The organism is Streptomyces sp. NPDC051940, from assembly GCF_040680895.1.
In the GTDB taxonomy this organism is placed as follows: Bacteria; Actinomycetota; Actinomycetes; order Streptomycetales; family Streptomycetaceae; genus Streptomyces.
In genome coordinates, this window is the sequence record NZ_JBFAXR010000016.1 from 45,487 (window position 1) to 66,200 (window position 20,714).

The window sequence follows — 20,714 nt, forward strand, 5'->3', positions numbered from 1 at the left end:
GGTCGGTGTGGGGGCGCCCGGGTCTTCCGTCAGCGGCGGGTCACTCCGACCACCACACCGTGGTGTCGGGCGCCAGCACCGCCTCGCCCCCGCTCACCGCCGGGGTCTCGCCGCTGGCGAGCAGCACCCGGCCGGCCGGGGCGGGGATGCGGACCGGCTCGCCGGTCACGTTCGCCGTGCAGACGAACGCGCCGCGCCGCAGCACCAGAACGCCCTCCGGCGCGTCCACCCAGGCCACCGACTCGCCGGCGCCCAGGTCCGGGTGCTCGCGGCGGGTGGCCAGGGCGCGGCGGTACAGCTCCAGCGTGGAGTCCGGGTCGCCGGTCTGCGCCTCGACGCTGAGCGAGCCCCACACCTCCGGCTGGGGCAGCCAGCTGCCCCCGGGCCCGAAGCCGTACGACGTACCGCCGGTGGTCCACGGGATCGGCACCCGGCAGCCGTCGCGGAAGCCGTCCTGGCCGGCGCCGCGGAAGTACGCCGGGTCCTGGCGCACCTCGTCGGGCAGGTCGGTGACGTCGGGCAGGCCCAGCTCCTCGCCCTGGTAGACGTACGCCGAGCCGGGCAGCGCCAGCATCAGCAGGGTGGCGGCGCGGGCGCGGCGCAGGCCCAGCGCGCGGTCGCCGGCGTCGCGGATCTGCGTGCCCAGGTGCTGGTCGTGGGCGAAGCGGGTGGCGTGCCGGGTCACGTCGTGGTTGGACAGCACCCAGGTGGCGGGGGCGCCGACGGGTCGCATGGCCTCCAGGGAGTTGTCGATGACGGAGCGCAGCTCCGCCGCGTCCCAGTGGGTGCCCAGGTACTGGAAGTTGAACGCCTGGTGCAGCTCGTCGGGGCGGACGTAGTTGGCGGTGCGCTCCACCGTCGGCGTCCACGCCTCCGCGACGGCGATGCGGTCGCCGTCGTACTCCTCGAGGATCTTGCGCCAGCTGCGGTAGACGTCGTGGACGCCGTCCTGGTCGAAGAAGGGCATCGCATCGCTGCCCAGCAGCTTCAGCTGGTCGGCGCCGCCGAGGTCCGGCAGGCCCTCGGCCTTCACCAGGCCGTGGGCGACGTCGACGCGGAAGCCGTCGACGCCCATGTCGAGCCAGAAGCGCAGGATCGAGCGGAACTCGTCGGCGACGGCCGGGTGTTCCCAGTTGAAGTCGGGCTGCTCGGGGGCGAAGAGGTGGAGGTACCACTCGCCGTCCTCGACGCGGGTCCAGGCGGGACCGCCGAAGATGGACTCCCAGTCGTTCGGGGGCTGGGAGCCGTCCGCGCCCTTGCCCGGCCGGAAGTGGTAGCGGGCGCGGGCCGGCGAGCCCGGCCCCTCGCGCAGCGCGCGCTGGAACCACTCGTGCTGGTCGGAGGAGTGGTTCGGCACCAGGTCGACGATGATGCGCAGGCCCAGCTCGTGGGCGTCGCGGATCAGGGCGTCGGCGTCCAGCAGGGTGCCGAACATGGGGTCGATCGCCCGGTAGTCGGCGACGTCGTAGCCGGCGTCGGCCTGCGGGGAGGCGTAGAAGGGGCTCAGCCAGACGGCGTCCACGCCGAGCTCGGCGAGGTACGGCAGCCGGCTGCGGATGCCCTCCAGATCGCCCATGCCGTCGCCGTCGGCGTCCGCGAAGCTGCGCGGGTACACCTGGTAGATCACGGCGTCACGCCACCAGCCGGTGGCGCGGGCCTCGCCCACGGTTTCGGGCAGGGCGGTGTGCTGCGTCATACGTCGATCCCTTGGAAAGTGCGTACGGGGGATGGGAGCCGCGGGGGCGTCAGGACTTGGCCGCGCCTGCGGTGAGACCGGTGACCAGGTGCCGCTGGACCAGGTAGAAGAAGGCGGCCGCGGGGATGGCGATGAGCACGCCGGTGGCGGCCATCAGGTTCCACTGCTGGTCGTGTTCACTGACGAAGGTGGCGAGTCCGATGGGCAGGGTGTACTTGTCCTCACTGAGCATGAGTACGGAGGCGAAGGCGAACTCGCCCCAGGCGGTGAGGAAAGTGTAGAACGCCGCCACCGCCAGACCCGGCCGCGCGAGCGGCAGGACCAGCCGGTAGAAGGTGCCGAAGGGGCTCAGGCCGTCCACCCGGCCCGCCTCGTCGATCTCCACCGGGATCGTGTCGAAGTAGCCCTTCATCAGCCACGCGCAGTACGGGAACGCCGTGGTGCAGTTCGCCAGGATCAGCACCCAGTACGTGTCCAGCAGGTCCAGGCTCGCCGCGAGGTTGTAGATCGGGACGATCAGGATCGCGATGGGGAACATCTGGGTGACCAGGAAGGTCCACATCAGCTGCCGGTGGCCGGGGAAGCGCATCCGGGAGACGGCGTAGCCCGCGCTGGCGGAGACGAACAGGCCCAGCACGCAGGTGCCGATGCCCACGACCAGCGAGTTGAGCATCCAGTTGAGGAACTCGGTGTCGCCGAGCACCTTGGTGTAGTTGTCCAGGGTCATCTTCCCGGCGATGTCGCCGGCGTGCAGGAAGTCCATCTTGTCCGGGCCGAGCGAGACCCAGGCGATCCAGATGACGGGGAAGACGGCGATGAAGCTGGCGACGATCAGCGTGGCGTGCAGCGCGAGTGAGGCGCCGCGGCCGCGCTCGCCGCGGCGCAGCGTGCGGGGGGCGGGCCCGGCCTCGGCGGGGGCGGCGGCCTGCGGTGCGGCGGTGCCGCCGGCGGTGGTGGTGGTCATGGCGGTGGCAGTCCTCTCGTTCGTCATCAGGCCGCGGCCTGCTCGTTGCGGGCCAGCCAGCGCCGGTAGAAGGACACCAGCACGATCAGCATCGACAGGATGATCACGCCGTACGCGGCCGAGCCGGCGTAGTCACGCGGCTGCCGGTCGAAGCCCAGCTCGTAGGCGAAGGTGACGAGGATCTGCGCGTCCGGGGCGGAGTTGCCGAAGAGCAGGAAGATGATGATGAACTGGTTGAAGGTCCAGATGAACCCCAGCATGATCACCGTGCTGCTGATGGAGCGCAGGCCCGGCAGGGTGACGTGGCGGAAACGCTGCCAGGGGGTGGCGCCGTCGGTCTCGGCGGCCTCGTACAGCTCGCTCGGTATGGACTGCAGTCCGCCGAGCAGCGAGAGCATCATGAACGGCACACCGCACCAGGTGTTGACCATGATGGCGGCGAAGCGCTGCCAGAACGGCTCGCTCAGCCAGGCGGGTTCGGGCAGTCCGGCCCAGCCCAGCGCGGAGTTCAGGATGCCGCCGTCGTCGGCCAGGATCAGCCGCCAGGCGAACACCGTGACGAAGGTGGGCACCGCCCACGGCATGATCAGCGCCAGCCGGTAGAAGGTGCGTCCGCGCAGCTCGCGGTTGAGGAGCGTGGCGAGGGCGAGACCGATGCCGTAGTGCAGGGCGACGCACGCGACCGTCCAGAACAGCGTCCAGACGAACTGCGTCCAGAACTCCGAGGAATCGCTGCCGGTGAGGATGTCGACGTAGTGGTCGAGGCCGACGAACTCGAAGGAGTCGGGGATCTTGTTGACGCCGATGGTGCGGCCGACGTTGTCGCTGTTGGCGTCGGTGAGGGAGAGGTAGATGCCGCGGCCCAGCGGATAGGCGACCAGCAGGCCGAGCACGGCCACGACCGGCGCCACCATGGCATAGGCATACCAATGGCGGTTGTAGGACTGCTTGATTCGGCTGATCACTTAGGTCACCTTCGGGGGCTGGGCCTGGTGGATCGGGTACGGCTCCGCACGCCGGGCGGCGCCGGACGTACGGCGGGACCGCCGCGGCCTAGTCGCCGGCCGCGGCGGTCCTCACGGGTGTTACGAGAAGTCGGGGACGAGCTTCTTGAACTTCTCGGCGATGGTGTTCAGACCGTCCTGGGTGCTGGTCTTGCCCTGGAGGATCTTCGTCAGGTTCTGCCCGAAGTCGTCACCGAGCAGCGAGCTGTACTCGGCGAGCTCCGGCCGCGGCTGCGCGGACTCGGCCAGCACCTTCTGGAAGTCGGCGACACCCGGGGTCGCGGTGACCTCGGCGGTGTAGGCGGAGGTGCGGGTCGGCAGGGTGCCGTTCTTCACGGCGATCTTGGCCTGGGTCTCACCGGAGGTCATGAAGCCGACGAACTTGAACGCGGCCTCCTGCTTCTCCTTCGAGGAACCGGCGTAGACGGAGAGGTTGTGGCCGCCGGTCGGGGCGCCCGACTTGCCGCTGGAGCCGGCCGGGACGTTCGCGACGCCCAGGTTCGCCTTGTCGGCGAAGGCGGCGCCCTTGAAGACGTTCGTCAGCTCCCAGGGACCCTGGACGATCATCGCGACCTTGCCGTTGTTGAACGCGTCCATCATGTGCGCGTACGCGTCGGCGGTCACGTCGAGCTTGGCGACGCCGTCCGAGGCCAGGATGTCCTTGGAGACGTCCACGCCCTTGACGGCCTCGGGCGAGTTGATCGTGATCTTCTTGCCGGCCGCGTCCACCATGTCGGTGCCCTCGCCGTAGAGGAAGGGCAGCTCGTAGTAGGTGGCGTTGTTCAGCCAGAAGCCGTCGACGCCGGCCTTGGACTTGACGTCCTTGGCGACCTGCTTCAGCTCGTCCCAGGTGGTCGGGGGCGCGTCGTGGCCGGCCTTCTTCAGCAGCTCCTTGTTCCACATCAGGCCGAGCGTGTCGGTGACGATGGGAGCGCCGTAGGTCTTGCCCTCGTACTGGGCCTGCTTCAGCAGGGACGGGGTGATGTCGTCCTGCTTGTCCAGGGCGGCGGTGCCGTCCAGCGGGGCGAGGAACTGCGACTTGGCGAAGCCGGGGGTCCAGCCGACCTCGGCGCGCAGCACGTCCGGGGCGCCCTTGGAGCCGGCGGCGGTCTGGAACTTGTCCTGCGCCTGGTCGAAGGGGACGTTGACGTACTTGACCTTGATGTTCGGGTTCGCCGTCTGGAACTCCTCGATCAGGGCCTTGTAGGTCGGGGCTTCGTTCGTGGCGTTCGAGGTGTCCCACCAGGTGATGGTGACGGGACCGCTGGCCTTGTCGTCGCCGCTGTCGCCGTCATCACCGCAGGCCGTCGCCGCGAGCGCAAGGGTTGCGACAAGGGCGGTGGCGGTCACTACCCGTCGGGGTATGCCACGTCGCATGTGAACTCCTTCTGAGGGGAACCGCTCCTTCGCGGCGCCGGTCGCGGAGGAAGCTAACAGTTCTGCAAGGTGCGCGAAAGGCTTTGCAGACGATTTCTGCAAGGCGGATCGATCGTTACCTTCGCGTGTCCTGCACGTTGCCGCTCCGCGTCCGCGCAGCGTAGGGGCGGTGGCCTGCGCTACCGCCCCGATGGCCCGCAGCGTCTGGGGTGAGGCGGCCTGGGCCACATCTGCAAGGACTACCGCAAAGCCTTGCAAGGCTGTTACGGTGCCTCCGCCAGTACGACGGGGAAGAAGGATCGCCGCATGACGGGACTTGCCGATATCGCCACCCAGGCGGGTGTCAGCGCGGCCACGGTCAGCCGGGTGCTCAACGGCAAGCCGGGGGTCGCGGCGGCCACCCGCCAGTCGGTGCTGGCCGCGCTCGACGTGCTCGGGTACGAGCGCCCCGTACGGCTGCGGCAGCGCAGCGCGGGCCTGATCGGCCTGATCATCCCGGAGCTGGAGAACCCGATCTTCCCGGCCTTCGCCCAGGTCATCGGCGAGGCGCTGACCCGCCAGGGATACACCCCGGTGCTGGCGACCCAGTCGCCCGGCGGATCCACCGAGGACGAGCTGACCGAGATGCTCGTCGACCACGGCGTCGACGGGATCATCTTCGTCTCGGGCCTGCACGCCGACACCTCCGCGGACATGGGCCGCTACGAACGGCTGCGCGGCCAGGGTGTGCCGTTCGTGCTGATCAACGGCTTCTCCGAGCAGGTGAAGGCACCCTTCGTCTCACCCGACGACCGCGCGGCGATGAAACTCGCGCTGACACATCTTGCATCGCTGGGCCACCGCCGCATAGGGCTCGCGCTCGGGCCGGTGCGGTTCGTCCCGGTGCAGCGCAAGACGGAGGGGTTCCTGACCTCGATGCGCGAGCTGCTGTCCGTACCGGAGGGCGAGGCGCGGGAGCTGATCCAGCACTCGCTGTACTCGCTGGAGGGCGGGCAGGCGGCGGCCTCCGCGCTGCTGGACCGCGGCTGCACGGCGATCGTCTGCGCGAGCGACATGATGGCGCTCGGCGCCATACGGGCGGCCCGCCAGCGGGGCCTGTCGGTCCCGGAGGAGGTCTCGGTGGTCGGCTTCGACGACTCCCCGCTGATCGCCTTCACCGACCCGCCGCTCACGACGATCCGCCAGCCGGTCACGTCCATGGGCCAGGCGGCGGTAAGGGCCCTGCTGGAGGAGATCGGCGGCACACCGGCGCCGCACAGCGAGTTCGTGTTCCTGCCGGAACTGGTGGTGCGGGGGTCGACGACGGCGGTGCGGGCGTAGGGTCTGCCTTTCGGATCTTGCCGGGTGCGCGCCAGGCCCAGCCGGCCTGTCAGAGCGCGGCTGAGTCGCCGCGCAGGAACCCGTCGACCCGGGCGGCCGTCTCCGGCGTGAGGTCGGGCGGCGTGAGCGTCAGGACGTCACGCCGGTAGTTGCGGATCCGCAGCCAGCTGTCCGGCTGCGCCTCCGCCAGCAGCCGCAGTACCCGTTCCACCGTCGTGCGCGGGTAGACCTTGAACTTCTTCTCCCGTACGGACAGCGTGCCGCCCAGCTCCGCGAAGCCGCCCAGGCTCCGCAGGTCGAAGGTCAGGTCGATCACGGGACAGGGCTTGCGGTCCCAGGTGGTCGAGGGCATCGCGTCGCGGCCCTGGAGCCGCGCCGCGACCAGCACCTCGGTGTCCTCGTCGGCGATCTCGCAGTCGAGGACCGGGAGGGCCTTGCCGAGCCGGCCGCCGTAGCGGTCGTGGTTCAGCGAGGGGGCGCAGAACAGCACGTGGTCGAACTGGCCGATGGGGGACGGCAGCCGCACCTTGTGGTGGGACCGGCCGTCGAAGACCAGCCCGAGGCGGGGGCGGACGAAGTCGAGGAAGGCCGCGATGACGGCCGGGTCGTGGCCGGGCCTCTTGACCACGAATTCCAGACCCCGGCGCTCGTCCTCGCTCAGGACGAGGTAGTCGTAGAAGGGGCCGGGTCCGCCCGTGAAGTCGTGGAACTTCGCATACGTCCCCGCGTACCCGGGGACCGGCTCGTAGCCCGACCAGTGGAAGTCCCAGGCGCCCGCGTAGCGCTTCTCCTCCTGCGCCCGCATGACGTCGAGCAGGGGGAGGTCGGCCGCGACCTTCGCCGGCTCGGCGACAGGGGTGACCTCGACGTATCCCTGCCGCAGCTTCTCGCTGACCTTCTTCGCGAAGTGCCGCGCGGCGTGTGCCTCATCGTCGAGCGTCATGGTCAGCCCCTTGGACACGCCGCCCACCCGTCCCCAGGCCATGTGGCAGCGGATGCCGACGTGGCGGATCTGCCAGAACCGCACGACACCGGCGCTGTCCTTCTCGAAATACCGCGTCTGCGCCATCACGCCCCCTGCCACGCTCGGTCCCCCGCCCCTCGACGGCATTGACACATGATCGCCCAGCTCGGAGACTCCCCCTGCACAGGTACGCCGCCGGCGAAAGGGACGACAGACGTGAGCGACCAGCCCACCGTACGCAGGTTCGGCTCGGTGATCCGGCTGCTTCCGGAGAAGCGCGAGCAGTACCTGGCGCTGCACGCGGAGCCGTGGGAGGGCGTGCTGGAGCGGCTGCGGGCGAGCCATGTCGGGAACTACTCGATCTTCCTCCACGGGGACCTGCTGTTCAGCTACTTCGAGTACAGCGGCACGGACTACGAGGCCGACATGGCCGCGATCGCCGCGGATCCCGTGACGCAGGAGTGGTGGAAGCTCACCGACCCGTGCCAGGAGCGGCTGCCGGACACGCCGGACGGGGAGCAGTGGCTGGCGTTGCCGTCGGTGTTCTTCATGGAGTGACCGGCCCCGGCACCTCCCGTACCAGCTCCGCTATCCCCTCCGGGCAGCCGAACCGCACCCGGTCCGGGAGGACCTCCGCGAGCTTCGGGTCGTGGTCGGCGGCCGGGATCAGGCGGGCCGAGACCACCGGGTACTCCTGGCCGCCCACCACCGCGAACGCCCGGGGGTAGGGGCCGAGCAGCGCGCGTACCAGGGCGTCGATCCCGGCGTACGGCATCGTGTGGTCGATCCGGCCGTCCGCCGGGCGACGCCTGGGCCAGCGCGAGGCGGACTCCTCGCTCTGCACCGTGCCGCGCACGGTCCGCGTGGCCAGCGCCTCCGCCAGGTCGTGGCCGGCGGTGAAGTGGGTCTGCGCGACCCGGTAGAAGAGGGACGCGGAGGTTTCGCGGGGCCGCACCGGCAGGTCGTGCTGGGCGATGACCGGGCCGGTGTCCGCCTCCGCCTCCAGGAAGAACACCGACAGGGCCGTGGACTCCAGCCCCTTGATGATGGTCCACGGGATCGGGGCCTGGCCCCGGCCCAGCGGCAGCCGTGTCGGGTGCATGCCGATGCAGCCGGCGCCCTCGGCGCCGTGCAGGGCGGCGGGGATGCGCAGGACCTCCGGGTGCACGAGCCGGGACCAGCCGACGACCAGCAGGTAGTGCGGCTCCCGCGCGCGGATGGTGGCGGCGAGGGAGCGCAGTGAGCCGTCGGCCGCGGTGATGAAGTCCGCTCCCTGCTCCCGCGCCAGGTCCGCGATCGAGGAGTACCCCACCGTCGACGCGGTCTTCTCCCCCGGCAGTCCGATCACCAGCGGGACCTCGATCCGCCCTTCGAGATACGGCGCGGACGCGAAGACTCCCTCGTACGCCCGTCGGCCGAAGGTGTGGCCGGAGACCAGAACCAGACGTGTGCTCAACTTCAGGGTCCTTTCGGGAAAACGGTGCCGTGCTGTACGTCCAGGACCTCGAGTGCCCCCGTCGCGACGTCGACCGAGTACGCGACCTGGGCGATGAGCTCGCGGTCGAAGACATCGGCCAGCTCGGGGCACGAGCCGGGATCGGCGAGCAGCTCCACGCCGGTCCGGGACGCGAACTCCGTGGCGCCCGCCGTGGTGACGGCTAAGGCGCCGTGCTGGAACGGGCTCTCGATACGGGCGAGATATCCCACGTGCCCCGGGTGGCGCCGGCCCGTCGCCAGGTCGCGCAGACCACCGTCCGCCACGTCCCAGGCCACTCTTCCCGACTGACGCAACTTCCGTGCGATCTGGTTGGATTCGGCGCTTCCGGTGGTGACGATGCTGCCGCCCGCCGCGATGACAAGCGCCTCGTCCGTGTTCGCGTAGTGCTCCCGCAGCGGATACGGCGGCGGCCAGCAGTCGATGAACGACTGACGGAGCATGTCCTGGGCGGAATTGCGATGGATCAGCGCTTGCGGACCCTGGCAGCACACCGCCTCGTACAGGAGGGTGATCCTGCCGTCTGCGACGACCGGCTCCCAGAACCGATGGAACGCGGAATCGCTGAGGCCGATGGTCCTCAGCAGCGCGTCCTGGGTTCCGTACTGGATGCCGACCTCGAAGCCCTCGGCCCGGTCCATCCGGGCCAGCTGCCCCAGTTTGGCCTCGTACTTCGCCAGGTCCAGCCGGCTGATCCGGGTCTGCTGCGAAGGGAAGCAGCCCAGCGCCCGGTCCTTCACACCGAGCCGTTCCGGAGTGAGCCGGATGAAGACCCGCGGCGAGAACCGGTCGATTTCGGAGGAGATGTGTATCGAGTAGTGGAGAAACGCGGTGTTCCGGAACGCCGCGTGCGCGATCCGATGGGCTTCCACATGGTCGTTGTGGCTGTCGGCCAGGGTATGGGTGACGACCACGTCGGGGCGGATGCGATGCCGGCGCATCAAGTCCCTGACCCGTCTGACGGAATCGCCGTCGGCACGCAGCCCGCCGTCCCGGAATCCGGCGAAGACGACGTCACCGGGATCGACCCCGAGCTCCGCCGCGGCCCGCACCGATTCGCGGCGCCGCTGCGGTCCGCAGCCGTCCTCGTCGGTGAGGATCAGCAGCGACACCCGGTGGTCGAGCTCCCCGGCCTTCGCCATCAGCGCCCCGGCACCGAGCTCGATGTCGTCGGGATGCGCACCGACGGCCAGAATCCGCAGGCGGGCATCACGACGAGTCAGGTCAACCACAGTCATGCTGCCTCCTGTCCCACTCCGACCCCGACCCCGACCGGTCTACAAACCGGCGTCACGCACGTGCCGCGTCAGCGTGTCCTGGTAGTGCCGGCCCCAGGCCGAGAGCTCCCGGTCGGCGTGCGGCGACAGCCAGCCGGACACACCGCCGTCCGAGCGGCAGGACGCGGGCAGCGTCACCACCTCCTGGTCACCGGTCTCGAACCGCTGCTCCGCGGCGTCCACCTCCTTCAGTACCGACTCCCAGGGCAGCCCTTCCTCGCGCAGCCGTGCCGCGGTCGCGGCGCGTGTCTCGACGGTGCCCTTCCAGCCGCCGGTCACCAGCTCGGCCAGGGCCACCAGTGCCCTAGGTTCGAGTCGCTCGCAGGCCAGCGCGACCAGCGTCGTGTTGCCGGAGGTCTCGCTCAGGTGCTCGCCCAGCCAGCGATAGGGAAGGCGGCGCGCCGGGTCGGCGTCGGCGTGCCGGGCACAACCGCGCGTCTCCAGCCGGATGTCCGGCAGCTCCTCCGGGGCGGGACGCAGCAGCCGCGCGGCTTCGCGCCGGGCCATCCGCTCGACCAGGGCGCGCGCCCCGGCGAAGCGGCGTCCTGCCTCGACGGCATGCCCGCACCAGGAGACCGCCGTCCCGCATCCGTCCGGTCCGAGCCGTGCCTGGTCCTCCCGCCGTAGCCCGGCCGTGATCCACGAGCGCAGCGCCTCGGTACGGGTGGCGGCACTCAGGTCCCGGTGAGCGGGCGGCTGGTCGGCACCGCCGGGGGAGCATGTTCCCGGGAGGAACCCCGGGGAGCATGCCCCCAGGAGGAACCCCGCCGCCCACACCTCCCCCGCCAGCGGCGCGTCCAGGACCTCGGGGGCCGGCGGGGCGGCCTCGGCTATCGACTCCTCCGTGACGCCGAGCAGCCGCGACCACGGCCGCCACGGCCAGGTGAACGGCTGCTCCGCCGCCTCTCGTACCTCGCTGCGGCGCATCCGGATGTTGCAGCGGGACTCCACCAGCTCGACCGCGTAGCCGAGCCCGTCGTACACCCCGGGGTCCTCGAGCTCCGGTCCGCTCCAGTAGCCGGTGTCCATGGGCCGGTTGACGTAGGAGACGGCCAGCCTGATGCCGTGGTGGTCGTTGCCGGCGACGCTCGGCCGGGTGCTGTGGTCCAGCAGATGGGGCACCGGGGCCACGACCGGGATGTTCCGCTGGGCGCAGAACACCGCGATGTGCTCGTCGTCGTCGCGGGTGACATCGGGGAAGGTGCGCAGGAAGGCGGCCAGCTCCCGGGCGGTGTCGGCGGGCAGGACGAGCCCCAGCGACGGCACCCACTCCCAGGGCGCGAGCCGCACGACGGGGTGCCCCTGCACGGCGGCCTGTCTGACCCGGTAGGAGTTGTACGGCGACACCCAGAGCACGCCGAGCGCGATGGCGCTGCCCGGATACCGTTCGATCAGGGCGTGGACGTGGTCGGCGAAGCCGTCGTGCAGATGGACGTCGTCCTGGAGGACCACATGGTGGGTGGCCCCCTCGGCGACCGCCCCCCACGCCACCTTCGCGGTGCGCAACGGGCTCGGGATCCCGTCCGGTTCGGGGTCCTCGACCAGGCGCGCGCGCAGCGGCAGGCACTCCTGCGCGATGCGGTCGACGCCGGCCCGCCGCGACGGGTGGTACATGATGACCGTGCTCAGTTCGTACGTCATGGCGTCACCGCCGTCGTTGCCGCCGCCGCGTCGACGATCAGGGACTCGAATCCGTACAGCATCGCCTCCGTGGCCGCCTCGTCGATCAGGCTCGTGTCCACGGTGAGCGTCAGGGGCATCAGATGCGCGCTGCTGTACATGTGCCAGGCCAGCGAGGTCTGCGACTGGGCGCCCAGCCTCTCCCCCCACTCGATGAAGGACTCCGTCACCCGACCCGCCTGGTGTTCGCGTACGTCGGTCGTCCGGGTCCGCGCGGTCATGTCCCGGAGGTCGTTGTACCAGCAGGTGAGATCCGCGCCCGCGCCACGCTCACCGGCGTCCTTCCGCAGGTCCTCGTTGAGTACGGCCTTGTCGTAGTAGGCGTGGTAGTAGGTCTTCATCGCCGACCGGGCCGCACGCCGGGCAACGGCCTCGAAGCCGTCCTCGCCCACATCCACGATGAACAGCCCTTCGAGAGTGATCGGGCTGACCGTCTCCCGCAGATGCGGCAGGAACCGGTTGCTCACCATGACCTGCAGGACACAGCGGTCGCTCCCGGACTGCCGGGCCATCACGGTGGAGGCGGCGGCGAGCAGGATCGCCGAGGAGGGGACCTGCCAGCGGTCGCTGAGCACCTCCAGCGCGGCGGGCAGCGGCGGTGAGGCGAGCACCGCCTGCCGGAACTCCGGTGCGGCGCCCTCGCGGCGTTCGAACAGCCGCTCAGGGCAGTCGCGCAGGGCCTGCCGCCAGTGCCGCCGGGCCGCCTCGTCGCGCTTCCGGCCCTTCTCCGACGCCTGGTAGGCGGCCTCGGCCAGCGGCTGGAACCCCGGGCTGTCCTTGCGCAGCACCGCGGGATCCGCGCCGTCCAGCAGAGCGGCGAAGGTCCGGTGGACCAGCGAGAGGCCGAGCGCGTCCGAGGCGATGTGCGACAGGACCATGACCGCGTGCACGATCCGGCCGTCCACCTGGATCAGTGCGGTGCGGATCGGCCATTCCCGGTCGTAGGCGAAGCTGACCGCGTGCCACTGCTTCTCGATCTGCCGGGCCAGGGCGTCGGCCGCGTCGGCGTCCTCGGCCTCGAACACGCAGACGTCGTGCGTCCCTTCGCTGTCGAGGTGCTGGCGCATGGTCTTGTCGTCGCCGATGACGATGCGGGTGCGCAGCGAGTCGTAGACGCTCAGCAGTCCGCGTACGGCGGTCAGGGCGGTCTTGGGGGCGACCGCGGGGGCGATGGGGTGCAGCACCCTGATGTTCGTGCCGTGGTCGTCGGGCTCCATGTCGAGCATCGCGGCCCGGATCGCCCACTGCCCCCAGGTCACGGGACCCTCACCGGTCGGAGCCCCGGTGATCGGGACCGGGACGACGCGCGCGGTGTGGCCGGACACGCTGCTCAGCTCAGTGCGCACAAGTCCCTCCAGTCGCAGGTGTGGTAGTCGACGGGGTCGGGGGTACGTCCACTCGTGGCGATCGCGGCGGCGAAGCCGGGACCGACCGATAGGTCGGCGAGGAAATAGTCGTCTCCGTTCCACTGTTTCGGCGCCGGCCCGCGGGCGTCCCGGCGCAGGAACTGCAGCAGTCGGCCGCCTGCGGCCTTGGCCCAGGCCTCCTTGCGGGACAGCAGCCGACACAGCCGCGACACCCGGGTCCTGCTGTCGGGCGCGGCCTCGATCCGGTCCGCCTCGGCGGCGGCGAAGAACCGCCGGGCCAGCGCCGCCGGGTCGCCGTGCGGATGTTCGGTCTGGATGTCGACGCCGACCGCCGAGCTTGCGGTGACGGCGAGCAGCGCGCGGGTCCCCGAGCGGGACAGGTTCCACTCGCAGCCGCCGGCGGTCAGGGCCGGTTTGCCGTGCGGGCCCGTCGTCCAGCTGATCCTTCCGGCGGGCACACCGACGTACCCGGCGAGCAGCCCGCGCACGGCGGCGTGCGAGCGGAGCAGGGCGGAGCGGCGGGCCGGGTCGGCCAGCCGGGCCGCCCGGTCCCGCTCCTCGGCCGTGAGCAGGCCGTAGAGGCTCGCGTCCGGCGCCTCCGGCGCCAGATCGATGTCCCACACGGAGATCGTGGACGTGTCCATCTAGCTCGTCTCCGCCAGCCGCCCGAAGCGGTGCCAGGCCGTGACGAGCAGCAGGCTCGCGATGACCACGTTGCCGATCGCCAGTGCGGCGAAGTACGCCTTCGGCTCGTCCATGGCGCGGGCGATCAGCCCGCCCCCGACATTGACCGCGGCCAGATACGTCAGGTCGGTGGCGATCGTGATGTGGCCGCTCCTGACCTGCTGCAGCGTCATGGTGATCATGTTGATCACCCCGAAGGCCAGCCAGCTGGGGCCGACGATCGTCAGGTAGTCGGTGGCGTACGAGGACGTTCCGGCGTCGTCGCTCATGAGGCTGCCGAGCGGTCCCGCCAGCGCGAAGACCGCCACGGCGGTGACCGCGTTGACGGTGAGGATGTAGCGGACCCCCACCCGGACGAACGGCCGCAGCAGCTGCGGCTCCCCCGCGCCGAGGCTCTGGTTCATGTTGATGGCCACGGCCGAACCCAGGGCGATGCCGGGCGCCATGCTGAGCACCTGGATGGCCTGCGCTCCGCCGTAGCCGGCGACGGCGTCCGCGCCGAAGTCCGAGAGCACCCACAGCGAGGTGTAGTTCATGGCGCTGACCAGACCGAAGGCGATGGCGACCGGGACACCGACGGTGAGCAGCATGTGCACCGTCTGCGCGAACGGCTCGGCGGCCGGCCCCGTCCTGCGCAGCATCCCGGCCCGGGTCAGCAGGTACAGGCCCGTGGCCAAGGTGATCACCGAGGCGCCCGCCACGGACACCGGCACGGCGTACACGCCGAGCTCCGTGTAGTACCCGAGCAGCCACACGCCGAGTACCTGGGTGACCGCGACGGCGATCGTGATGGACGAGGCGGAGCGCGCCAGACCCCAGCCGCGCAGCGTGCCCGCGACCACCGAGTTGAGCACGGCGAGCATGAAGGACGCCGCGAGGAGCCTCGCGAACAGCACGAAGGTGTCGGTGGAGTCGGCACTGACCTCCAGGGTGTCCGCCATCTGCGGGGCGAACACCGCGACGAGCCCGGCCAGTACGGCGAAGCAGCCGAGCGCGATGCCGCCGATGCGGAAGATCGGCGGCAGCACGCTGTCGTCGGCGCCCTTCTGCCGGGCGGCGATGACCTGGCTGCTGATCTCGATGCCTTCCTCCACGGCGAGGAAGACGAAGCCGATCGGGATGAACAGCGCCCGGACGTACAGCGCGTCGTCCCCCATATGCCCGAGCAGGGCGGCGATCGCGAACTGCGCGCTGAATCCGGTGATCACACCGAGGAAGATCGGGAAGGCCAGCCGCCGCACCCGCGGACCGAGGTCCAGGGGTGCGGCAGGCGTGCTCTGGTCCTTGACGTCAGTCATTGAGGATGCGCCTCTTCATGTACCCCTGCGCGAGGTTGAGCCGCTGCATGTTCCCCGCGCCCTCCATGAACTCGAAGGCCCGGGCGTCGCGGTGCAGCTTGTCCAGGAGGGGGTGCTCGAAGCGGGCACCGGGACCGAACAGCCGCAGGGCGAACTCGGCACATTCCAGCACCAGTTCCGCCGCCTTGAACTTGGCGGCGGAGGACATCGTGCCGTCGCTCGGGTCGTTGTCGGCGCGGGCGGCGGCGGTCAGGGTCAGGTGCCGCGCCCCGAGGTGCCGCTGCCGCAGCTTCTCCAGCGCCGTGCGCTCTTCGCCGCGCAGCTCCCGGCGGTGTTCCTCGGCGTAGTCCAAGGTCGCCTTCGCGACGCCGAGGGCCATCGCGGCCACGATGGGCCGCGCCAGGCAGAAGGTGCGCATCGCGCCGGCCATGCCGCGCCGGGTGGGTGAGAGGTGCTTGCCGAGGATGTCGTCCTCCTCGACCGGCATATCGTCGAAGTGGATCTCGGTGAGCCCGAAGGCCCGCATGCCGAGGGTGGCGATCGGCGTGGCGTGGTAGCCCGGCCTGCTCGGGTCGACGGCCACGGCGACGATGCCGAGGGGTCCCGGCTTGACGCGGGCGAAGGCGACCCCGAGGTCGGCGCGCGCCGCGTTGCCGACGTACTTCTTGCGGCCCCGCATCACCTTGCCGCCGTCGACCTCCACCACCGCGTTGCTCATGTTGGTGGCGTCGGAGCCGGCCTGGGGTTCGGTGACCGCGAAGAAGGTCCAGGTGGGGCCCTTGGCGAGGCGGGTGTAGTAGCGCTCCAGCTGGACGGGGTCGGCGAGCTGCTCGGTGACGACGCCGGAGAGGGACGGGCCCGGGGCCGAGATCAGCAGTGCCGCGTCGCCCCAGGCGAGCTCCTCGTAGACCACGGCCCGCTCCACGCAGCTGTACAGATAGCTGGGGTTGCCGTCGACCATCAGCGGGTCCTGGTTGTACTCGGGCGGCAGCGACAGGAAGAGCTGGTTGTAGGCGTCGCTGACGACCGGGTTCAGTGTCTTCGGGTCGGACTCGGGCCTGTCCATCTCGAGCGCGGTGGAACGGAAGGAGCGGGCGTAGTCCCCCACCGCCGCGCGGAGACGGTCCGGCTCGGGTATCGCGTAGGACGTCATGAGCCCACCTCCGAGGTGTGGAAGATGTCGCCGAGCAGGTCGATGGCCCGGCCCAGCCGGCCGGGCTCCTCGTCGAGGAATCCGGAGGCGCCGAGCATCCGGAGGCTGGTGCGCTGCGCGTCCGCCACCGCGGTGATCGCCCGCGGCAGGCCCGCCTCGCCGTCGTGTTCGAGGAGCAGGTTCGCCTCGGCGAGATTGCCGGCGGCGTCGCCGATCATGACGCCCACCGCCGACACGGAGGACAGCGGCTGGCTGCCCCGCTTGCGGCCCGAGACGTAGGCGGTGGCGAGCCGCAGCAGCCGCTCGGCCAGGCCGACCCGGATCCAGGCGACGCCGAGGCTCCAGGGCCCGGCATCCCCGTCCCGCTCCCGCTCGTCGAGCCATACGCCCACGTCACCGGAGTCGACGGCCAGGGTGAGCAGCAGGACGGCATCCGACGGATCCGGTGCGCTGCGGGGCAGCAGCGTATGGCCGCCGGGTCCCCACCCCGCGCCGAGCGCCGAGTGCAGCTCCGCCAGGGCCGCCGCAGGGCCGGTGTCGCGGGCCAGAGCGCGGACGCGGAGCCCTAGTTCGATGTCCACCACCGGTGCGGCGGCGAGGGGTTCGGTGGTCATGGCCGGGCCTCCAGGGTGAGTGCGGGTACGAGCCGGTCCGCTGCGTGCGCGGCTCCGGCAGCGGTGAACCGGACCCGGCAGTCGTAGCCGAGCCCGTCGTCGCGGTCGGCGACGGCGAGCTCGGTCTCGGGCTGCTCGGCGTGCCGCCGCGCGAGCTCGTACCACGGCTGCAGATAGCCGGCCCGCGGCACGGGGCGCCGCTCGGCCGGGGGGATGCGGCGGATCGACAGGCCGTCCACGGGCCGGCCCGATTCGGTGCCGAGCACGAGGACGACGGCACCGGCCCGCGGGGGCGGGGTGTACGACGCCTCCGGCGGGTGCGTGGACTGCTCCATCAGTACGACGGCCGCCCGCCGGACCTGGCCGGAGGTGAGATGGGTCGCCGCCAGTCGCAGCGCGGTGAACGGTCCCGCCGCGCCCTGGTCGTTGACGCCCAGGACCAGTGGCATACCGCCCAGCCGGACGGCCAGCAGGGCTCCCGGCAGCAGCCGGGCCTGGCAGTCCGGGACCGGGGTGACCGTCACCACCATGTCCACACCGCTGTCCTCGCCGAGCTGCCCGGCGGCGGCCTCGGCGAGGTCCGCGTAGGAGACGCGCTCGCCGAGCTCCAGCCAGTCGAGGTCCTTGTGCGGGCCGTACAGGACTTCCAGGTCGAGCGCGTGCTCGTGCAGGTCGGCGGGCGTCGTACCGCCGTATCCCGGCGGGGGCGCCGGGACGTGCGCGACACGCTCCAGCAGGACCGGCATCGGGTCAGACCTCCTGGGACGCTGCGATGAAGTCGCAGACGGCGCCCACGGTCTGCAGGTGCTCCGGCTCCAGTTGCTCGGGGTCGACCTCGATGCCGTGGTCGTCCTCGAGCGTCATCAGCAGTTCGAGGACGCTGGTGGAGTCCAGGCCGAGCTCCTCGAAGAGCTTGGTCTCCGCGGTGGCCTGGCTGAGGTCCTTGCCCAGGACGCCTTCCAGCGCCTTGATGACCAGGGCCTGCAGGTCTGACCGTCGTTCTTCCACGGATGTGGTCATGTTCGTGTCTCCCGGGTATGTGGTGGGACTGGTGGGGGGGCGGAGGGATCAGGTCAGACCGGACTGGCGGTCCAGCAGGTCGTCGACGGTGTCGCGGCGCCGGACGAGGTGCGCGCGACCTTCACGGACAAGGACTTCGGCGGGGTAGCCGTGGCTGAGGAAGAGCACCGGCGATGCCGTCGGCCCGTAGGCACCCGACCGGGTCACGCCGATCAGGTCGCCGGCCGCCAGTGCCGGCGGCAGCTCGACGGCTTTGCCGAGGGTGTCGTTGGGGGTGCACAGCGGGCCGGTGACGTTCCAGGCGACCGGTGCGTCGTGGGCCGTCGACCCGACGCGGTACATCGGGAAGTTGCGGCGGAAGGGCGAGCCGATGCCGACGGCGGCCATGTGGTGGTTGGTGCCGCCGTCGCAGATCGCGAACCGTTCGCCGCGGGACTCCTTGGTGTAGCGGACCCGGGTGACGTAGAGGCCGGCCGGGGCGGCGAGGAACCGGCCGAGTTCCATGACCAGCCGGGTGTCCGGGTGTTCGGTGTGGAAGGCATCGATGACCGGGTTGAGGCCGTCCGTGAGTACCGCGACGTCGAGGTCGCGTTCCTTGGAGTGGTACGCCACCCCCAGGCCGCCGCCGACGTCGACGGTCGCCAGCTCGAAGCCGAGCTTCGCGGAGAGACGTTCGGCGAGGTCGAAGATGCCGCGGGTGTTCGCGACGATGGCGGCCTCGTCGAGGATCCGGGTGCCCATGTACGCCTGCACGCCGCGCACCCGCAGACTGCCGTACTGCAGCGCGGCCGGTTCGAGGGCCAGCAGGGTCTCCTCGTCGATGCCGAACTGCCGCGGCTTGCCGCCCATGGTCAGCCCGCCGCCCTTGAGCTCGAAGGCCGGGTTGACCCGCAGCAGCACCTCGGCGGTCACCCCCTGGTGCCGGGCCTCTTCGTCGATGACGTCGAGTTCCGGCAGCGACTCGGCGATCAGGCAGGCACCGGCCTTGAGGCTGGCGGCGATCTCGTCGCGGCTCTTGCCCGGACCGAGGAACAGCAGGCTCTCGCCCCCGGCGCCCGCGCGCTGCGCCGTCGCCAACTCCGCCATGGACGACAGCTCCAGCCCGGCGCCCAGCTCCAGCAGCGACTGGGTGATCGCCAGATTGGGGTTGGCCTTGAGGGAGTAGAAGATCCGGATGGCCGGGTGGAGCCGGTCGCGCAGGCCCTGGTACTGCTCGCGCAGCCGGTCGCCGTCGTAGAGGTACAGCGGAGTGCCGTACTCCTCGGCCAGCGCGGACAAGGGGATCCCCTGGATGTGCGTGGCATGGATCATCGTGGTTCTCCGAACTCGGCGAGGCGGTCGGCCACCGTGGCGTCCAGGGCGTCGACTTCGGCCTGGACGGCGGCGACGAGCATGAGGTAGAACCGGCCGTCGGCCGGCGTGTCCGTGGCCGGCTTGTCAGTGGCCGGCGCGTCCGTGGCCGCGAAACCGGCGTTGACTGTGGCGTAGTTGTTGACGAGGGCGCCGCGGCCCGTCTCGCGGCGGAACAGGGCGTCGCCCAGCGCGTCGGCCAGGCGCGCGAACCCGACCGGTGCGGGCATCCGCAGGTCGTACTGCCGGGCCACCATCACCGAGCCGGCCGGGACGCAGGTCTCCTGCACCCGGGTCTGATAAGTCGACATGTTGTTACGGGCATTGATCTCCAGCAGCGGCAGCAGGGACCCGTCCCCGCACACGATCGCGTCGACTCCGACCGGCCCGTGATAGCCGTCCTCGGCCAGCCTCCCGCCGATCCGGTGGGCGGTGTCCTCGATCTCCGCCACCTGCTCCGGCGTGAGCCGCGCCGGGAAGCGGTGCCCCTTGTGCACACCGCCGTCGGTCAGCGCCTCCTTGACGAAGTCGAACCGCACCGAGCCGTCCCGGCCCACCGTGAAGTGGTAGTTGAGGTCGGCGGCCTTGTCGGCCCAGACCTCGACGACCACGGACAGCCGGTCGTCGCCGGTCCGCTCGGCCCGTCTGCGGATCATCCGCGTCAGCTGTTCGAGGCGCCGCACCCGGTCCGCGACGACGATCCCCTTCCCGGAGACCCCGTACGCGTCCTTGACCCCGACAGTCCGCCCCTCCGCCAGATGCGCGGCGGCCTTCTCCAAGGCCGCCTCGAACGCGGCGACCGACTCGCACTCCCAGCCCTCCGCCAGTGGGATGCCGAGCTCGGCGGCCGCACGGCGGCTGTAGATCTTGCTGTTGACCCGCTTGGACACAGCGGCGGACGGAAGGGCCGGCTCAAGCCCTGCACGTCGGCAGAGCTCCTCCTCCGCCTCCGACATGCCGTGCGGAAGCAGCCGGGGAGCCCCCTCCAAGGCCCGCAGGCGCTTGATCAACTGCTCCGAGTCGAGCGCCTCGTGGGTCACGGTGACCGCCGGACGGCACTGGTCGGTCACCTCGACCTGCGGAAGAGCAAGGCCGAGGCCGCGCAGGTAGTCCAGATACCCCGGATCCGGTGCGGTCTTCAGGATCACGTGGTCGTCCACACCGCCCAGCAGCAGCGCCAGCTCGTCCATCCGGGCCACCACGGCGGAGGGCGCGTTGTCGCCCACGGTGGGCACACCGCTCTCGCCGTGCGCCCATTCCCGCTCGACCTCGACGTTGCCGAGGAGCACCAGCGGAGTCGACATGTCGCCGGTACAGCCGAGTCTGACGCCGCTCATGAAATCCAGCGACCGGATGTCGGTCATCTCATCCCTCCCAGTGCCCAGTGCTTCCAGCGACGTCCGCTGCCGGTCCGTACCGGCCCCACTCACGTGACCACCTGCTCCCAAGGG

19 protein-coding genes are annotated in these 20,714 nt (G+C 71.0%); 2 read left to right on the forward strand and 17 right to left on the reverse strand.

The features are described from left to right. Positions 1 to 40 precede the first annotated feature (40 nt). The 4 genes from AB0M28_RS09735 to AB0M28_RS09750 all read right to left on the reverse strand — a co-directional run bounded on the left by AB0M28_RS09735 (position 41) and on the right by AB0M28_RS09750 (position 5,041). Positions 41 to 1,696, reverse strand: coding sequence for a glycoside hydrolase family 13 protein (locus AB0M28_RS09735; RefSeq protein ID WP_365400524.1), 1,656 nt, complete (start codon positions 1,694 to 1,696; stop codon positions 41 to 43). A gap of 49 nt (positions 1,697 to 1,745) precedes the next feature. Next, positions 1,746 to 2,660 (reverse strand): carbohydrate ABC transporter permease, encoded by a 915-nt coding sequence (locus tag AB0M28_RS09740; protein ID WP_365400526.1) that lies wholly within the window; start codon positions 2,658 to 2,660, stop codon positions 1,746 to 1,748. Positions 2,661 to 2,686: 26 nt separating this feature from the next. Beyond that, positions 2,687 to 3,625: a sugar ABC transporter permease gene (locus AB0M28_RS09745; protein WP_365400529.1), complete on the reverse strand. Its 939-nt coding sequence runs from the start codon at positions 3,623 to 3,625 to the stop codon at positions 2,687 to 2,689. Between the two features lie 120 nt (positions 3,626 to 3,745). Continuing rightward, positions 3,746 to 5,041 carry an extracellular solute-binding protein gene (locus AB0M28_RS09750; protein ID WP_365400532.1) on the reverse strand — a complete coding sequence of 432 codons (1,296 nt, stop codon included), beginning with the start codon at positions 5,039 to 5,041 and terminating at the stop codon, positions 3,746 to 3,748. Positions 5,042 to 5,347: 306 nt separating this feature from the next. On the opposite strand from AB0M28_RS09750, the gene AB0M28_RS09755 reads away from it, so the two are divergent. Beyond that, on the forward strand, positions 5,348 to 6,361 hold the full coding sequence (locus tag AB0M28_RS09755) for a LacI family DNA-binding transcriptional regulator (protein WP_365400535.1): 1,014 nt from the start codon (positions 5,348 to 5,350) through the stop codon (positions 6,359 to 6,361). A 49-nt stretch (positions 6,362 to 6,410) separates the two neighbouring features. Here AB0M28_RS09755 and AB0M28_RS09760 read toward each other — a convergent pair whose 3' ends face one another. Then, positions 6,411 to 7,430, reverse strand: coding sequence for a WGR domain-containing protein (locus AB0M28_RS09760; RefSeq protein ID WP_365400538.1), 1,020 nt, complete (start codon positions 7,428 to 7,430; stop codon positions 6,411 to 6,413). Between the two features lie 111 nt (positions 7,431 to 7,541). Between AB0M28_RS09760 and AB0M28_RS09765 the strand changes: the two genes are divergently transcribed. Continuing rightward, the gene (locus tag AB0M28_RS09765; RefSeq protein WP_365400541.1) at positions 7,542 to 7,883 is read left to right on the forward strand and encodes an L-rhamnose mutarotase; all 342 of its coding nucleotides are present in this window, start codon (positions 7,542 to 7,544) and stop codon (positions 7,881 to 7,883) included. On the opposite strand, the gene AB0M28_RS09770 is transcribed toward AB0M28_RS09765, so the two are convergent. The 12 genes from AB0M28_RS09770 to AB0M28_RS09825 are packed head-to-tail and all read right to left on the reverse strand — an operon-like array spanning position 7,873 to position 20,627. Further along, positions 7,873 to 8,781: a formyltransferase family protein gene (locus tag AB0M28_RS09770; protein WP_365400544.1), complete on the reverse strand. Its 909-nt coding sequence runs from the start codon at positions 8,779 to 8,781 to the stop codon at positions 7,873 to 7,875. The two genes, AB0M28_RS09765 and AB0M28_RS09770, sit on opposite strands and share 11 nt — an antisense overlap. 2 nt (positions 8,782 to 8,783) lie before the next feature. Further along, a complete protein-coding gene (locus AB0M28_RS09775) occupies positions 8,784 to 10,058 on the reverse strand; it encodes a PIG-L deacetylase family protein (protein ID WP_365400547.1) in 1,275 nt (424 codons plus the stop codon). A gap of 39 nt (positions 10,059 to 10,097) precedes the next feature. Further along, a complete protein-coding gene (locus AB0M28_RS09780) occupies positions 10,098 to 11,738 on the reverse strand; it encodes a hypothetical protein (protein ID WP_365400550.1) in 1,641 nt (546 codons plus the stop codon). Further along, entirely contained in the window at positions 11,735 to 13,123 is a 1,389-nt protein-coding gene (locus AB0M28_RS09785; protein ID WP_365400552.1) for a condensation domain-containing protein, read from the reverse strand. The genes AB0M28_RS09780 and AB0M28_RS09785 overlap by 4 nt, the downstream gene beginning before the upstream one ends. Further along, a complete protein-coding gene (locus AB0M28_RS09790; protein ID WP_365400555.1) occupies positions 13,108 to 13,788 on the reverse strand; it encodes a 4'-phosphopantetheinyl transferase superfamily protein in 681 nt (226 codons plus the stop codon). The genes AB0M28_RS09785 and AB0M28_RS09790 overlap by 16 nt, the downstream gene beginning before the upstream one ends. Continuing rightward, positions 13,789 to 15,126: an MATE family efflux transporter gene (locus AB0M28_RS09795; protein WP_365400558.1), complete on the reverse strand. Its 1,338-nt coding sequence runs from the start codon at positions 15,124 to 15,126 to the stop codon at positions 13,789 to 13,791. It abuts the gene before it with no gap. Beyond that, a complete protein-coding gene (locus AB0M28_RS09800) occupies positions 15,119 to 16,279 on the reverse strand; it encodes an acyl-CoA dehydrogenase (RefSeq protein WP_365400561.1) in 1,161 nt (386 codons plus the stop codon). Before AB0M28_RS09800 ends, AB0M28_RS09795 begins: the two co-directional genes overlap by 8 nt. Then, the gene (locus tag AB0M28_RS09805; RefSeq protein WP_365400564.1) at positions 16,276 to 16,893 is read right to left on the reverse strand and encodes a hypothetical protein; all 618 of its coding nucleotides are present in this window, start codon (positions 16,891 to 16,893) and stop codon (positions 16,276 to 16,278) included. Before AB0M28_RS09805 ends, AB0M28_RS09800 begins: the two co-directional genes overlap by 4 nt. Continuing rightward, positions 16,890 to 17,639 carry a hypothetical protein gene (locus AB0M28_RS09810; protein ID WP_365400567.1) on the reverse strand — a complete coding sequence of 250 codons (750 nt, stop codon included), beginning with the start codon at positions 17,637 to 17,639 and terminating at the stop codon, positions 16,890 to 16,892. Before AB0M28_RS09810 ends, AB0M28_RS09805 begins: the two co-directional genes overlap by 4 nt. A gap of 4 nt (positions 17,640 to 17,643) precedes the next feature. Beyond that, complete coding sequence (locus AB0M28_RS09815) at positions 17,644 to 17,913, reverse strand: acyl carrier protein (protein WP_365400570.1); 270 nt, start codon at positions 17,911 to 17,913, stop codon at positions 17,644 to 17,646. A gap of 48 nt (positions 17,914 to 17,961) precedes the next feature. Continuing rightward, complete coding sequence (locus AB0M28_RS09820; protein WP_365400573.1) at positions 17,962 to 19,224, reverse strand: type III PLP-dependent enzyme; 1,263 nt, start codon at positions 19,222 to 19,224, stop codon at positions 17,962 to 17,964. Continuing rightward, a complete protein-coding gene (locus tag AB0M28_RS09825; RefSeq protein ID WP_365400576.1) occupies positions 19,221 to 20,627 on the reverse strand; it encodes a hypothetical protein in 1,407 nt (468 codons plus the stop codon). The genes AB0M28_RS09820 and AB0M28_RS09825 overlap by 4 nt, the downstream gene beginning before the upstream one ends. Positions 20,628 to 20,714: the final 87 nt, after the last annotated feature.